Here is a 14,795-nt window from a genome sequence, read left to right as displayed (position 1 = left end):
TGGTCACGATGGGCATCGCTTGGGCAGTGTTTTGTCAGCGGCGGAGCCGCTGGTGGTGGGCCGTCACCCCGCACCGCCACGCAAACCAGGTCGAACACGCTCTAGGCGACCGCGGGCAGTTCCTGGACTCGGGGCAGCGCGACCGCGCCGACGTCCGCGGTGACCCGCGAAGCCAGGGTGATCGCGATCGGCGGGTCGGTCGGCCGCACCGGGCGCAGGCGCAGGTTCACCGCGGCGGTCTCGTCACCGGCGATGGCGATCGGCGCGGCGGTCGCGATCGAGTACGACCGGCCCTCGCCGACCGCGCCGTTGTGCTCGGCCACCGCGATCACGTGCCAGCGGCCCGGCGGCACGTTGTTCAGGATCAGCTCGGTGGAACCGCTGTCGGCCATGCCCTTGAAGGCCACCGGGCCGCACTGCGGGATGGCCTCGGCGAACACGCCGATCAGCACGTTGCCGGTGGTCTTGCCGGGCGGCATGTCCAGCCTGCCGACCACCGAACCGCCGTTGTGCTGCGGCACCGCGCAGCTCTGGCCGGCGTCGCGCAGCGTCTTCAGCGACGGCAGCCGCTGGAAGTGCGGGGCCATCGCGACCAGCAGCTCGCTCACCATCGGGTCGCGGTACTGGGTCGGGCTCATGCCGACCGCCCTGGTGAACCGGCTGGTGAAGGTGCCCACACTGCTGTAGCCGACGCTGCAGACGATGTCGGACACGGTCAGCGAGGTGGTCAGCAGCAGGCGCTTGGCCTCGAACAGCCGGACCGCGGTCAGGTACCGGCCGGGGGTGACGCCGGTGGCCCTGGAGAAGATCCGGGAGAAGTGGAACGGGCTGACGAAGACCTCGGCGGCGAGGTCGTTCAGCGTGATGGGCTCGAAGTAGCGCTCGTGCATCGCGGCGATGGCTTGGCGGACGGCCGGTTGCATGATGGGCACTCCCTGGTTGGAATCGTTGGCGAGCTCACCGCGTCGGTTCATGCGGCGCGCTCCGGCCGGTACCGTTCGGCGGCTCGCGGTGCGGGCAGCCACGGGTGTCCCGCGTCGCAGCTGAGCCGCGGCGGCGGAAGTTCGGAGTTCGCGCGGACCGCGACCCGGACCACCCGGTCGCAACCGGGGTGGCGGCACGGTCCCAGTTCGGTGTGCAGCAACGGGTTGGGGTGGGCGACCAGGCGGGCGGTGGCGATCAGCGCGTCCAGCCCGTCCAGCAGCGCGCCCGCTTCGGGGTGCCGGGCCAGCTCGTCGAGCCTGGCGGAGAGGAAGGCGGCCATCGGCAGCGAGCCGTCGACGGGGACGTTCGTCACCGTGCGTTCGCACCAGGAGCGCAGGAAGGTGTTCAGCGCGGTGCAGAGCTCGGCCGCGGCGGCGGTGGCCCGGCGGCCGGATGGCGTCACGGGGGACGGCCGACCGGCGGCAGGCGCGCGGCCGTTCGCCAGCACCCTGGCGCACCGGGCGTACCAACCGGGCAGTTCGCGGAAGGCTTGCTCCAGGCGGGCCCGGCACTGGGCGCACAAACGCGGACCTGGGATGATCGAGGGTGCGGAGCCGGTTGCGCGACCGGTCCGGCAGGACGCCGAAGCACAGAGGTTCGTTGCCATTGTCCCTCCCCAGCGTCCCGACCCGACTCAACTGCTGGGAGTAAGCATGCATTCGGCGACTCAAGCCCTGGACGAAACGAGACCGAGACCCAATGGGGTTGCGCATAGTCAGATCGGGGGCGAAAAAGTGCACCCTCGGTATAACGCCTGTGCGAATTTTTTCTCGTTCGAAGGACACGGAGAACACCGATGAGCGATTATTCTGAGGAGGCGATTACGTCGAGCGAAAGGCGCGAAGTGATCAATGTTCTACTGGCCGAGGACATGCACATGCTGCGCGGCGCGCTGGTCGCCCTGCTGAACCTCGAGGCCGACATCACCGTGGTCGCCGAAGTGGCGTCCGGCGACGAGATCCTGCCCGCCGCCCAGAAGCACCAGCCCGACGTGGCCATCATCGACATCGACCTGCCCGGCAAGGACGGCCTGACCGCGGCCACCGAGCTGCACGCCAGCGTGCCGGACTGCCGCACCCTGATCCTGACCAGTCTGGGCAGGCCGGGCACGGTGCGCCGGGCGCTGGACGCCAGGGTCAACGGCTTCATGCTCAAGGACGCGCCGTCGAAGAAGCTGGCCAACGCGGTGCGCCAGGTGGCCGTCGGCAGGCGGGTCATCGACAGCGAGCTCGCGCTGGCCGCCTGGGACACCGAGGACTGCCCGCTGGCCACCAGGGAGATCGAGATCCTGCGCCTGGCCGCCGCCGGTCAGAACGTGGCCGACATCGCGGCGCAGTTGTTTCTTTCTCCCGGAACCGTGCGTAACTACCTGACTACGGTGGTCACCAAGCTCAATGCGCGCAATCGCGTGGACGCCATCCGCATCGCGAAGGAAAACGACTGGCTGTGACCGGTTGAATACCGCGTATTCCGGGGTTCGCATTACCTGAATGGCGCAGTTAAAAATACCGTCGAACGGGCTCCCGGTGACGATGACGATCATCATCACCGAGCTGGTTTTTGCGTAGTGGAACACCCGGTCGAGCCCGGCCTTCACCTTTTCGGCCCAGTGGTCCGGCCACCGGTCCGCTCAGGAGGGCGTGGCGGCCAGCGGCACGTCGGCGCGGAGGCGGTAGCGGCCCTCCGGATCGGTTTCCACGATCAGCTCCCCGCCCAGCCGCGACAGCCGGTGGGACAGGTTCCGGATGCCGTTCCCCGCGTTCGGGGCCGGCGCGGCGCCGTTCACCGTCACCCCGTCGTTCGCGATCACCAGCCGCACCGTGCCGTCCAGGTCCCGCACGGTGATCTCGCACCATTCGGCTTCGCTGTGCCGCAGCACGTTCGTCACGCCCTCGCGCAGCACCGTCGCCAGCACCGTGCCGACCGGACCGTCCAGTTCGCCGGCGTCCCGCGAGATCCGGACGTCCACCTCGGCCGCCGACAGGGCGGACTTCGCCTGCTTGCACTCCTCGTCCAGCGAGAGCTCGCGCTGACCGCTGGCCACCATCCGCACGTCGGCCAGCGCCCGCCGGGACAGCACCAGCATGTCCTCGAGTTCCTTGCGAGCGCGTTCCGGATACTCCGTGAGCAACCGGTTCGTCAGCTCCGTCTTCAGCGTGATCGCCGACAGGCTCAACCCGAGGAGGTCGTGCACGTCACGGGAGAACCGCAACCGCTCCTCCGCCACCGCCATCCGGCTCAGCTCGTCCCTCGCCGCGTGCAGCTCCCCGACCAGCCGCACCAGCCTGGACAGGCCGAACACCACCAGGGTGATGATCGAGTTCCCGACCACCACGAACGGCACCGAGTACCAGGAGGTGATCCCGGGCAGGCCGGTGAGCAGTTCGAGCACGCCGATGGCGACCAGCGACGCGGCCACCAGCGCCAGCCCGGGCAACGAGGGCAGCAGTACCAGCGCGCTCCCGGCGAACAGGCCGACCAGGCCGTGCCAGAGGGGGCCGAAGTGCAGGATCGGCAGGAACACCAGCCCAGCCACGGCCAGCAGCACCAGTGCGGTGCGCAGCGGCGTCCGGTCGGCGTTCAGCCGGGAGACGTACCCGAAGTGCAGGCCGGCCAGCAGGCCGATGATGGTCGCGCTGAGCAGGCCCTGCCAGGGGTTGCCCAGGCTGACCGCGATCCCGGTGCTGGTGTTCACCGCGACCGCGGCGAGCACCACGGCCAGGATCGCGTTGGCCATCTTCGGCGCGATGCTCGGCACCCAGAGCGGCTTGGCGGCGGGGTCGCCAGCCCCGTCGGTGCCTTCGTCCGCGTCCCCGCGCACCAGCACCGCCGACAACGGCACGTCCGCCTGCAACCGGTAGCTGCCGCCCTCGGCCGACGCGGTCAGCTCACCACCCAGCTGCGAGACCCGGTGCGACAGGTTCCTGGTGCCGTTGCCGGCACCGGGCGCGGTGTCGGCCACCGTCCTGGTGACCCCGTCGTTCGTGATCGTCAGCCGGATGGCGCCGTCGACCTCCCGCACGGAAATCTCGCAGCTGGCGGCCTCGCTGTGCCGCAGCACGTTCGTCACGCCCTCGCGCAGCACGGTCGCCAGCACCGTGCCCGCCGGGCCCTCCAGCTCGCGGTCGTCCCTGGTGATCCGCACATCGACGTCGGCGGCGGACAACGCGGCCTGCGCCTGCCTGCACTCCTCGTCGAAGGAGAGGCGACGGCGGCCGCTGGCCACCAGGCGCACGTCGGCCAGCGCGCGGCGCGACATCACCAGCACGTCGTCGAGTTCCTTGCGCGCCCGATCGGGGAAGTCGGTGAGCAGCCGGTTCGTCAGCTCGGTCTTCAGCGTGATCGCCGACAGGCTCAGCCCCAGCAGGTCGTGCACGTCGCGGGAGAACCGCAGGCGTTCGCCAGCCACGGCCATCCGGCTCAGGTCGTGCCGGGCCGTGTGCAGATCGCTGACCAGCCGCACCAACCGGGACAGGCCGTAGGTGATCATCGCGGTGAGCGTGGTGGCCACCATCGCGTTGACCACCGCCCACGGCGTCGCGACCAGCCCGGCGCCGCGGGTGACCTCGAGAAAGCCCATCAGGGCCACCACCGTGCCCAGCACCGGCCAGGCCACCACGGCCGGCAGCAGCAACAGCACGCTGCCGAGGAACACCCCGGTGAACCCGTGCCAGCGCGGGCCGAACTCCAGCAGCGGGACGCCGACGAGCAGCGCCTGCCCGAGCAGGGCCCACGTGGTGCGCCGCCGGGTCTTCACCGCGCTCGGCCGCGAGACGTACCCGAGTTGGAGCGCGGTCATCGCGACCACGCACAGGATGCAGAAGACGACGTCCCAGAAGGTGCCGATCCGGAAGATCACGCCGAGCGTGGCGTTGACCGAGAGTCCGACCAGGACCATCGCGAGAATGCCGAAAGCCAGTTTGGGCGGGAGGTCCGGCAGCCACTTCGGCTTGCCGGCCGCGGTTTCCCCGGCCAGGTCCAAACCGGCCGGTCTGCCGTCGTTCGATCGCGTTTCCGCTTGGGTGGCGCTCACCGGATCTCCCCTCACGACCGCCGGCCAGGACGCCGAAAGGCGCTGCCGAGGCTACCCAGCGGTGTTTCCGCCGGGCAACCACGTAGGGGTGGGGGCGGAGTCAGCGACCGGAGTCCAGCACGCATTCCCCTACTCCGATCTCGGCGGGCCAGTCGAGGCCGAACAACCGGTCCACGGTGTCGCTGGCGTCCACCGGAACCGCGTGCGCGGACAGGCCCATCGCCTTGGCGCACAGGTAAAGCGTCTGCTGGAGCGCACCCGCGTGCAGCAGCGTGGTCGCGTAGGCCGCGCCACCGAGCACCCACGAGGTCCGTTCCATCCGCGCGGTCATCGTGATCATCACCGCCGGGCGGCGCAGGCTGCCGGCGGCGACCTTGCCGAGGTCGAGCACGGTGCCGACGTCGGCGGCGTCCCGGCTGATCTGGGTGAGCGCGTGCGCGGCGGGGTCGTAGTGGTAGAGCCCGGTCGGCAACCCGGTGCAGTGCCCGATGCTCAAGTACAGCTCGAGTTCGTACAGGCAGGCGATGGAGAAGTAGGGCCGCTGCGAGGCGTCGTGCCCGGCGGGCATCGGCGGGTGGGCCGGGCCGACCCCGCGCACGCGCGCGCTGCGGTACAGCAGTTCGCCGAGTTCCTCCGCGGTGAGCGCGGTGCCGGAGAACCGCGGGCACTCGTGGTCGGTCTCCAGCAGTTCGGTCAGCGGCGGATCGGTGGCCGCCAGTGCTTCCGGCGCCGGCCGGTGCAACGGGAACCGCTCGCCGTCGGGCGGGGTCCTGGTCAGCGGCGGCTGCGTCTCGGTGGCCTGCCGGTACACCGAATCGCCCGCGTCGCCGTCCGCGCTCTGCCGGGTCCGGCTGTGCGTGTGGAAGTGCAGTTCGTGGGGCGACCAGTGGCGCAGGTCGAGGTCGGTGTCCTCGGCGAACTCGTCCTTCTCGTCGCCTGCCAGCACCACCCCGGCCGCGACCAGGAAGGCGACCGCGTCGGCGACCACCGCTTCGGGGATCCCGGTGTCCCCGGCCAGTCCGGCGATGGTGGCCGGGGCGGCCAGCGCGGAGGCGATCCGCACCGCCTGCGGCTGGCTCAGCACCACCCGGAAGTCCGCCCGCGGTGCCTCCAGCACCAGGTCACCGCCCTGCGGCCGGAGCACGGCGAACCGGGACAGCCGGATCGCCAGCGAGGCGGGCACGGCGGTGGGGTGGAACTCCGGCGCGGCCACCACCGGGACCGCCGAGAGCAGCGGCCGCCGCCCGTCCGGCAGGCCGAGCGAGTGCACCACCGAGCCGCTGACCTGGTCCAGCACCCGTTCCAGCCCGGCCAGGTCGTGCAGCCGCCGGACCGGGCTCGCCTTGCGCGCGGCGACCACGTTCTGCAGGGACACCGGCCCCAGTTCCATCCGCCGCAGCGATTCGATGGCGAACGCGCTCGCGTGCTCGACGTTCAGCTCGCCCCAGCGCGTGACCACGTTGACCGAGCCGTTCTCGCCGTCGTCCTCCACCATGGCGTCCTCGCTCAGCGACCAGAGCCGGATCGTGGTCCCGACCTCGTCCGTCGATCTCACCGCGGCTCCTCTGAGATAGGGGTCGTTAGAGGAAGAGTGGCATGGGATTGAGTTCGTGGTAAGGCGTCGGGCGGGAAAGCTTGCCCTGCTGGACCGGTACCTCGAACAGCCGTCCCGGCGCGAACCGCGCCCAGAAGTGCCGCAGGCCCGGCACCACCACCTTCACCACCGGCAACCCGATGTCGGGGCGGGTCTGGTCCAGCACGAGCATTTCCAGGCCGCGCTCGGCGAACAACGCGGCGAGCGCGTCCACGTCCTCGCGCACGTCCTCGCGGGCCACGTAGCCGAAGTCGGCCGGGCCGCGGGCGGGAACGGCGTCGTCGGGCAGGAGGTACGGCTGGTTCGCCACGGTCGCCTCGTTCACCCAGTTGGCCGCGTCCGGGTCGCCCTCCCCCATCTGCTCGTCGAGCACGTTCGGCAGGAACTGGTTCAGCTCGGTCAGCGCCCGCCGCAGCGCCAGGCGCGGGTCCAGGTGCGCGCCGAGGCCGAGCATGATGCGCTCACCGGGGCGGTCGATCCGGCGGGAGACCGCCACCATCACCGGCACGCCGAGGTCCGAGGTCGCGTCCAGCACCCAGACCTCCCGGCCGAGCCGGGCGTACTGGGTCCGCAGCTCCCCGATCCACGACTCGCCGAACGCGTCGAGGTCGACGCCGGGCAGCCGCAGGCGGTTGTACCACCAGATCGCCACCGCGTCGCGCTCCACCAGTTCGAGCGTGCCCTGGAGCACGGCGTCCTCGAGGCTGCTGCCCGCGGCGTTGCCGTTGGAGTCCGCGGTCAGCGACCGGTGGGCGGGGCCGCCGTAGTACAGCATCGTGGTGGGCAGCAGGCGGTGCCTGCGCTCGGTGATGGACCACAGCGGGGTCCAGTCGATCACCGCGTCCTCGTCGAACGGCTCGCTGACGTAGTTGAACGCCGAGTGCGCCGGGTTCCAGCTGTCGCGGGTGGCGTACTGCCGCTCGTCGAACAGCGTGCAGTCGTTGGGGTGCAACGCCACGTCCCCGAGCGCGCGGCGGCTCGCCCGCAGGCGGAACTCGTCGCCCTGGAAGGTGCCGGAGAACCGTTCGACCGCCTCGCACAGGGCGCCCACCTCGGCGTCCAGCGGGGTGAGCCCCTTGCCGCCGTTCTCCGAGCGCAGGTTCGCGCGCAGCGTGCCGAGTCCGGTGCTGCCGCGGAAGACGTTCACGCCGGAGCGGTAGGCGTTGACGAACGAGGGCGCGTCCGGGTCGCGCTTGATCTCCTTGATGATCCCGGTGACCGGGCTGACCAGGTGGCGGTAGCGGTCGAGCACCTGCGCGGGCAGCAGGGTGCGGTGCCCGCCACCGGCCGAGGCGGCCTTGCGCGCCGGGTTCAGCTCGATCGGCTTGCAGGCGCGGGCGGTGAACAGCGCCGCGTCCCCGCAGTTCGCGCACTGGGGCCGGGCCCGGAGTTCGTGCCGGGTGCCCTCGAGGTCGTGCGTGTCGAATGTCCACACCGAACTCTGGCCGGGGTAGCGGTGCCCGGCCAGCCACTTGGTGACTTCGAGCGCCATCAGGTGTGCCGCCGCCGAAGCCAGCGGCCGCACCGAGGCGGCGGGCCGGTCGGCGGGGCCTTCCTTGCCCAGCGTGGCCTGCACGCAGGCCTCCGCGTGGCGGTGCCCCCAGAGGCGGTGGGAAAGGCAGTGCCAGCAACCGGGTTGAGCCGGGCTGAAGAACGGCCCGAGCCAGACTCGAGTGCCGACCGGTTTGCTCAGCAGCCACGGCTTCCCCGCGGCCCGCTGCGCGGCGTCGATGGCGGCCAGTGCCGGGTCGAGGTAGTCGTCGCAGACCACCACGGTCAGCTCGGCCGCCGGGCTGGGTCCGGTGTGGACATCCACCCCGGTCTCCGCGAGCGCCCGGCGGGACGGCGCGAGGTCCATCGTGGACTTGGTGCCGACCAGCGCGACCGTGGCCACCGCGGCGCGTGCGGCGTCGGCCAAGTCCACGCCGCACGCGTCCCAGTAGGCGACCTCGCTTTCGTCCACAGGGGACGCCCCGGTGTCGCGCAGGCTGACCAGGCCCACGTCGACCAGTTGCTCGATCAGGCTGGCGACCTGCGTCGAACTCATCCCGCCGGGACGGGCTTCGAGCAGGTCGGCCAGGTCACGTTTTCCGTCCAGCAGTGCCGCGAGCGAGGCGATCGCCGCCCCCCGCAGCGCGGTGACGCCGTGCTCGGAGAACAGGTAGGCCCCCTCGCCTTCGTTCACTTCCGCGCGCAGGTGGCGTTTGAATTCGGGGATTCTCGCAGCCGCGACACCGCTGTCCATGTCAGGCGGCTTCCGGCAGCTCGTGCAGCGCGGAAACGCTGAGGGTGCTGCCGGTGCAACCGCGCCGGACGCCGTCGGCCGGGTTGTGCCACTGGTCGAACCGGTCGATCACCAGCACCACGTTGTCCTCGCGGGGCAGTTCGACCACGTTCTGCTTGTCCATCGTCGATCCTCCGATTTGCGGGTGTTCTTCGGTGATGGGAGAATCCTCCGTCGATCGCCGGTCGCACTTCCAGTGCCGCCCACATGGGTCCGATATGTGTTTTTCACATGGCCCCCAGCCATATTCACGTCACGACTGGTGCCCCTCTCACTGCCGCTGACCAGGGCATTTCTGTCAATCTTCGAGAAACGCACGACTGTCGCCGGAGAGCAGCCAGCGCCGGGGAGACGGTCGGATCACGCGTCGATGTGACTGGGAGGGAACGAACGTGTTGGTTTCCGAAGTTCCGGCCGGGAGTGGCAACCCCGGCGGCACGGCCGAAAGCGCGGTGACGTTCACCCTCCTCGGCCCGCTCGAAGTGCTCAAGGACGGGATCGACTACGCGCCGACGGCGCCGAAGATACTGCAGCTGATGGCGATGCTGCTGATGCGGCCGGGCAAGGTCGTGCAGATCGACTCCATCATCCAGGAGCTGTGGGCGAACAAGCCACCGCGCAGCGTGCGCACCACCATGCAGACCTACGTCTACCAGGTCCGCCGCTGCATCGAGCAGAACCGGCTGGCGGCCGACCCGGAATCCATGCTGGCCACCAAACCGCCCGGGTACGTGTTCCGCATCGACCCGGCGCAGGTGGACGTGTTCGAGTTCCAGCAGCTGTGCCGCCGCGGCCGCGACGAGATGGACGCGCGGCGCTTCGCCGACGCGGCGCGGTCGTTCCGGAGCGCGCTGGGCCTGTGGTCCGGACCAGCGCTGGCCAACGTCAACTGCGGGTCGGTGCTCGCCGCCTACGCGGTGGACCTGGCCGAGCAGCGCCGGGCGGCGCAGCACCTGCGCATCGAGGCGGAGATCGAGGCCGGCATGCACCGCGAACTGGTCGGCGAGCTGCGCTCGCTGGTCACCGCGAACCCGCTCGACGAAGGCCTGCACGGGCAGCTGATGCGGGTGCTGGGGCGCAGCGGCAGGCGGTCCGACGCGATGGCCACCTACCGGCAGCTGCGCACGCGGCTGACCACCGAACTGGGCGTGGAACCCTGCGACGAGTTGCAGTTGCTGCACCACGAACTGCTCTCCGCCGGGGATCCCTCCTGATGCGTCGTTACCCGCTCACCGCCAAGGTTTCGTTGCGGGTGAAGCTTTTTCGCAGCGTGTCAACTCGGCCACGGGCACCGTGTGCAGGTGCTCGTTCGGGTGTCGAGCGGTTCCCGAGTCAGCCCGAAGACGCTGGACCGCAGCTATGGCGACAGCCCGATCATCTCCGTCCAACCGAAGTCTCAACCTGACGAAGAGTGGGGATTTACGATGAGTCGAAAGTACGGACAGTTCTGCGGCCTGGCGCGTGCCATGGAGATGGTCGGCGAGCGCTGGGGCATGCTGGTGGTCCGCGACCTGCTGCTCGGCCCGAAGCGGTTCACCGACCTGCGCGCCGGGTTGCCGCGCATCCCGTCCAGCATCCTCTCCGCCCGGCTGAACGAGCTGGAGGAGGCCGGCGTGGTCCGGCGCCGGGTGCTGCCGCAGCTGGACGCCTCGGTGGTCTACGAGCTCACCGAGTACGGTGCCGAGCTGGAGGCGGTCGTGCTGCAGCTGGGGCTGTGGGGCGCCCGGTCCCTCGGCTCGATGGGTGAGGAGGACGTGTTCACCACCGACTCCGCGATCCTGTCGCTGTACACCACGTTCCGGCCGGAGATCGCCTCGAACGTGCGGGTCAGCTACGAGCTGCACTACGGCCCGACGATGACGCTGCACGCGCTGGTCGACGGCGAGGACCTGAAGGTCGGCGAGGGCCCGTACCCCGACGCCGACATGACGATCACCTGCTACGGCTCGATCAAGCCGGTGTTCTCCAAGGAGATCAGTGCGGCGGAGGCGCTGGACCAGGGCATCCTGAGCATCTCCGGGGACCCGGCGCTGCTGGAGCTGTTCGCCGACCTGTTCCACATCCCGGCCGCGCCGCGCAAGGTCGAGGGCCTGGCCGTCCGCTGAAGCTGAGCCGGGGCCCGGCGCGACTCCCTCCACCGGACCCCGGCTCGTTCCAGCCTCCGCCTACGCACAACACACGCGAATGCTATGAGTGGGGCATTACTTGCGTTGAATGCAAGTAATGCCCCACTCATAGCATTGAAGGGTCTTAGCTCGCGCGCGGCAACCGCACCACCGTGTTCGCCGTGGCGCGGACGTCACCGAGCGGCGCCCGGACGTGGGAGTCCGCCGGCACGTCCTGCAGCACCAGCGACTGCGCCCCGATGAGCGCGTTGTCCCCCACCGTGATCGGGCCCAGCAGGCTCGCGTTCGCCCCGACGGTGACGCCGTTGCCCAGCTTCGGGTGCCGACGGCCGTCGGCCCGCCCGCGGTCCTGCCACCAGCCGTACGAACCCAGCGTCACCTGGTGGAACAACGACACGTCGTCGCCGATGATCGCGGTTTCCCCGATCACCACCCCACAACCGTGGTCGATGAAGAACCGCCGCCCGATCCGCGCGCCGGGGTGGATCTCGATACCGCCGGTCAGCACCCGCGTGAGCATGCACACCGCGCGCGCCGACTTGAACCTTTCCCTGCGGTACAACCGGTTCCCCACGCGGTAGCCGGCCAGCGCGAGCACCGTCGGGTGCAGCAGCGCCTCACTCCGCGAGCGGATCGACGGGTCGCGGTCGATGATGACGTCCAGCAGTTCCGTGCTCGCGGCCACCGCCCGGCGCAGCCGCCCGATCAGCCCCGCCATCAGCGGCCCCGCTTCGCGCCGAAGAACTGCTCCCGCCAGATTTCGTGCACCGCCAGCGCCCAGATGGTCAGCGCGGTGGTGTCCTCCGGCTCGGTGGCCTGCTGCGCGAACAGCCGGTCCACCGCGCTCGCGTCGACCTGGCCCGCCGCCTTCAGCCGCGAACCCGCGAGCAGATCCCTGGCGTACTCCCACAACGGCCAGCCGGGGGTGAGCATCGCGGTGATCGGCAGGGTGAACGGCTGCTTGGGCCGGTTCAGCACCTCGTCCGGCAGCAGTCCGGCGGCCGCGGCGTAGAGCGTCCGCTTGACGCCGGTGCCGTCGATGCGCCGCCGGTCGGACAGCGCCCGCCCGAGCGAGACCACCGAACGCTGGCAGAACGGCAGCCGGACCTCGACCGAACCGGACATGCTCAGGTGGTCGACCCGGCGCAGGTGGTACGCGGGCAGCCGGTGGCCCAGTTCGAACTCGGTGATGCGCTCCAGCACCGAACCCTCACCGGTGGCCAGCCGCGCGGTCGCCTCGGCCGGGATGGCGGGACCACCGTCGGCCAGCGCGGCGCGGTAGTCGTCGGTGTACAGCTCGTGCCGCGCGGCCGCGGGCAGCACGCCCAGCGCGTCGAGGTACTTGTCGTACCAAGGCTTGTCGTCGAGCGAAGCCCGGGTCGCCGCGGTCATCCGCGAGTAGCCGCCGAACACCTCGTCGGCCGCGTCCCCGGTCAGCGCGACCTTGAACCCGCTGTCCCGCACCGCGTTGAACAACGCGTAGGTGCTCAGCGTGATCGGGTCGGCGTTGGGCTGCCCGAGGTGCCAGACCACGTCGGCGAGCAGGTCCGGGAAGGTGGCCGGGTCGATCTCCACCTGGTGGTAGGTGGTGCCCGCGCGGTCGGAGACCTGCCGCGCGAAGCGGCGCTCGTCGGCGGGCCAGTTGCCGGTGTAGGCGATGTTGAAAGTGTGCAGTTCGGTGGCCGACTCGGCGGCCAGCGCGGTGACCAGGCTGGAGTCGAGCCCGCCGGAGGTGATGGTGGCCACCGGCACGTCCGCGACCAGCAGCTGCCCGACCTCGTACCGCAGGCGTTCCTGGAGATCGCTCGCCACCGCGGCGTCGTCCTCCGGCAGCACCTCGGCGACCGGCGGGCGGCGGCGGTAGGTGTGCAGGCCCGAGTACTCGGTGCAGACCATGGTGGTCGACGGCGGCATGACCTTGACGCCGTCGAACATGGTCTGCTCGCCGAACGGGGTCTTGGTGGCCAGGTAGGCGTCCAGCCCGCCCTCCCACTCGGCCGGGGCGACCTCGCCGAAGCCCAGCAGCGCGGGCAGCTCCGAGGAGAAGTGCAGCGAGCGCGCCGCCGCGTCCCAGCGGTAGTACAGCGGCTTCATGCCGATGTGGTCGGTGGCCAGCAGCAGCCGCGGTTCCGCCCCGCGCAGGTCGACCACGGCGATCGCGTACATGCCGTCGAGGTGGTCGACGAACGCGTCCCCGTAGGCGTGGTAGAGCGCGGGGAGCACGTTGCCGTCGCAGTGGTCGTCGAACCGGTAACCCTTCGCGGTGAGCTCCGCGCGCAGGCGCACGTGGTTGTAGATCTCACCGTTGAACACGACCTTGATCCGCTCGCCGAGTTCGTAGGGCTGGGCGCCGCCGTCGAGGTCGACGATGGCCAGCCGGTTGTTCCCGATCCCCCAGCCACCGGACCGCGCGGTCCCGCGCCCGTCCGGGCCGCCGTGGTGTTGCAGTGCGGCGACCGCCCGCAGCTCGTGCGGTGTCGCCTTCGCGTTGAAAAAACCGTAGATTCGGCACATGGGCTTTCGCTCTCCAGCCTCACAGGCAGGCAGACAGTCCTGCGGCACGTCAATCACAAAGATCGCGTAAACCGCTCGATGTCGTGTCGAGCCCGGCTGAAGGCTATTCCTCGGGCAGGAAGCGCAGCACCGGCAGCATCGCCTGGGAGTCCACTTGGGACGGATCGGGTTCTTCACAACTGCGCAGTTGCTTGCCGATCACCTCGCCGTCGATCCCGGCGCCGATCAGCACCAGCCGGGTGCCCCGGCGTTCCCCGGCCGCCCAGCCGGACCGGCGCAACCGCAGGAAGGCACCGACGGTGTGCACGGTGTACTTCTTGTCGTGGCCCGGCACCCCGAGGTCGACGTCGCCCTTGATGCGGTAGATCCCGGCCGGCCGGTTTTCCAGGAATTCCATGAACCGGCGCGGGTGCAACGGGACCTCGCTCTCGAATTCGACGCTGTCGTAACGCGCGTGGGCGTGCTGCGAATGGTCTTCGTCCTCTTCGGACAGATCGAGGAAGGACAGCTGCCGCGCGTACTCCTCGCGGCGCTCGGGCAGTTCGAACAACATCGACGGGTCGATCCGGCCGTGCTCCACGCCGAGCACCGGCACGCCGTGCGCCAGTTCCTCGACGGTCTCGCGCACCCCGTCGGCGAGTCGGTCGATCTTGTTGAGCACCACCAGATCCGCCAGTCGCACGTGCTCGCCGAGTTCCGGGTGTTCCGCTCGGACGGTGTTGAACTCGGCGCCGTCGACGACCTCGACCAGGCCGCCGTACTCGATGTGTTCGTGCTCACTCGCCAGCAGCAGCCGGATCAGCCCGCGCGGCTCGGCCAGCCCGCTCGCCTCGATCACGATCACGTCGAGGTCGGCACCGGACAACCGCGCCAGCATGCCGTCCAGCCCGCTCGCGTCGACCGCGCAGCACAGGCAGCCGTTGTTCAGCGACACCATCGAGTCGACCTGGCCCGCCACCGCCATCGCGTCGATGCCGATGCTGCCGAAGTCGTTCACCACCACGCCGATGCGCGCGCCGGAACTGTTGTGCAGCAAGTGGTTGAGCAGCGTGGTCTTACCGGCCCCGAGGAAACCGGCGACCAGCACGACCGGGATCTGCGTCCGCATCACTTCACCCTACCGACGGCGTTGACAGCCCCCGGCCGGGACTGGAACCCTGGGCGGCGGAGGCCGAGAGGCGCTGCGACGGACCAGCGGTCCGCCACGCTCGGCCTTCGCACGACCGACGAACAAGGGCGCCTCCGACTTCTGGAGGTGCC

The 14,795-nt window shown here is 70.3% G+C and carries 12 protein-coding genes and 1 riboswitch; of the genes, 3 read left to right on the top strand and 9 right to left on the bottom strand.

Annotated elements, in window-relative coordinates:
• Positions 1 to 101 precede the first annotated feature (101 nt).
• Complete coding sequence (locus JYK18_RS18850) at positions 102 to 923, bottom strand: helix-turn-helix transcriptional regulator (RefSeq protein ID WP_242579253.1); 822 nt, start codon at positions 921 to 923, stop codon at positions 102 to 104.
• Between the two features lie 47 nt (positions 924 to 970).
• Positions 971 to 1,387, bottom strand: a complete 417-nt coding sequence (locus JYK18_RS18845) for a hypothetical protein (protein ID WP_206803278.1) — start codon at positions 1,385 to 1,387, stop codon at positions 971 to 973.
• A 441-nt stretch (positions 1,388 to 1,828) separates the two neighbouring features.
• Here JYK18_RS18845 and JYK18_RS18840 point away from each other — a divergent pair, with 441 nt between their 5' ends.
• Positions 1,829 to 2,434, top strand: a complete 606-nt coding sequence (locus JYK18_RS18840; protein WP_113696430.1) for a DNA-binding response regulator — start codon at positions 1,829 to 1,831, stop codon at positions 2,432 to 2,434.
• 180 nt (positions 2,435 to 2,614) lie between these two features.
• On the opposite strand, the gene JYK18_RS18835 is transcribed toward JYK18_RS18840, so the two are convergent.
• The 4 genes from JYK18_RS18835 to JYK18_RS18820 all read right to left on the bottom strand — a co-directional run bounded on the left by JYK18_RS18835 (position 2,615) and on the right by JYK18_RS18820 (position 9,019).
• A complete protein-coding gene (locus JYK18_RS18835) occupies positions 2,615 to 5,017 on the bottom strand; it encodes a sensor histidine kinase (protein WP_206803277.1) in 2,403 nt (800 codons plus the stop codon).
• A gap of 100 nt (positions 5,018 to 5,117) precedes the next feature.
• The gene (locus JYK18_RS18830; protein ID WP_307795950.1) at positions 5,118 to 6,572 is read right to left on the bottom strand and encodes a SagB/ThcOx family dehydrogenase; all 1,455 of its coding nucleotides are present in this window, start codon (positions 6,570 to 6,572) and stop codon (positions 5,118 to 5,120) included.
• A 25-nt stretch (positions 6,573 to 6,597) separates the two neighbouring features.
• Positions 6,598 to 8,856, bottom strand: a complete 2,259-nt coding sequence (locus JYK18_RS18825; protein WP_206803276.1) for a TOMM precursor leader peptide-binding protein — start codon at positions 8,854 to 8,856, stop codon at positions 6,598 to 6,600.
• A gap of 1 nt (position 8,857) precedes the next feature.
• Positions 8,858 to 9,019, bottom strand: a complete 162-nt coding sequence (locus JYK18_RS18820; RefSeq protein WP_206803275.1) for a hypothetical protein — start codon at positions 9,017 to 9,019, stop codon at positions 8,858 to 8,860.
• Positions 9,020 to 9,290: 271 nt separating this feature from the next.
• Between JYK18_RS18820 and JYK18_RS18815 the strand changes: the two genes are divergently transcribed.
• Positions 9,291 to 10,109, top strand: coding sequence for an AfsR/SARP family transcriptional regulator (locus JYK18_RS18815; RefSeq protein WP_242581428.1), 819 nt, complete (start codon positions 9,291 to 9,293; stop codon positions 10,107 to 10,109).
• Between the two features lie 210 nt (positions 10,110 to 10,319).
• Positions 10,320 to 11,000 (top strand): helix-turn-helix domain-containing protein, encoded by a 681-nt coding sequence (locus tag JYK18_RS18810; RefSeq protein ID WP_206803274.1) that lies wholly within the window; start codon positions 10,320 to 10,322, stop codon positions 10,998 to 11,000.
• Between the two features lie 145 nt (positions 11,001 to 11,145).
• Here the strand turns inward: JYK18_RS18810 and epsC are convergent, their stop codons facing one another.
• The 3 genes from epsC to JYK18_RS18795 all read right to left on the bottom strand — a co-directional run bounded on the left by epsC (position 11,146) and on the right by JYK18_RS18795 (position 14,646).
• Positions 11,146 to 11,739 (bottom strand): serine O-acetyltransferase EpsC, encoded by a 594-nt coding sequence (epsC, locus tag JYK18_RS18805; protein WP_206803273.1) that lies wholly within the window; start codon positions 11,737 to 11,739, stop codon positions 11,146 to 11,148.
• A complete protein-coding gene (gene asnB / locus JYK18_RS18800; RefSeq protein WP_206803272.1) occupies positions 11,739 to 13,535 on the bottom strand; it encodes an asparagine synthase (glutamine-hydrolyzing) in 1,797 nt (598 codons plus the stop codon). Before asnB ends, epsC begins: the two co-directional genes overlap by 1 nt.
• A 103-nt stretch (positions 13,536 to 13,638) precedes the next feature.
• Positions 13,639 to 14,646 carry a GTP-binding protein gene (locus JYK18_RS18795; protein ID WP_206803271.1) on the bottom strand — a complete coding sequence of 336 codons (1,008 nt, stop codon included), beginning with the start codon at positions 14,644 to 14,646 and terminating at the stop codon, positions 13,639 to 13,641.
• A gap of 56 nt (positions 14,647 to 14,702) precedes the next feature.
• Positions 14,703 to 14,784: riboswitch (S-adenosyl-L-homocysteine riboswitch) on the top strand.
• Positions 14,785 to 14,795: the final 11 nt, after the last annotated feature.

The organism is Amycolatopsis sp. 195334CR (genome assembly GCF_017309385.1).
In the GTDB taxonomy this organism is placed as follows: Bacteria; Actinomycetota; Actinomycetes; order Mycobacteriales; family Pseudonocardiaceae; genus Amycolatopsis.
Note: the sequence above shows the minus strand (reverse complement) of the source record. Positions and strands in the feature narration are given on the sequence as shown.

Bases quoted from the DNA above. Each gene is read 5' to 3' on its own strand.
- JYK18_RS18825 (WP_206803276.1), bottom strand. From the start codon at position 8,856: ATGGACAGCGGTGTCGCGGCTGCGAGAATCCCCGAATTCAAACGCCAC.
- epsC (WP_206803273.1), bottom strand. From the start codon at position 11,739: ATGGCGGGGCTGATCGGGCGGCTGCGCCGGGCGGTGGCCGCGAGCACG.
- JYK18_RS18820 (WP_206803275.1), bottom strand. From the start codon at position 9,019: ATGGACAAGCAGAACGTGGTCGAACTGCCCCGCGAGGACAACGTGGTG.
- JYK18_RS18810 (WP_206803274.1), top strand. From the start codon at position 10,320: ATGAGTCGAAAGTACGGACAGTTCTGCGGCCTGGCGCGTGCCATGGAG.
- JYK18_RS18850 (WP_242579253.1), bottom strand. From the start codon at position 923: ATGCAACCGGCCGTCCGCCAAGCCATCGCCGCGATGCACGAGCGCTAC.
- asnB (WP_206803272.1), bottom strand. From the start codon at position 13,535: ATGTGCCGAATCTACGGTTTTTTCAACGCGAAGGCGACACCGCACGAG.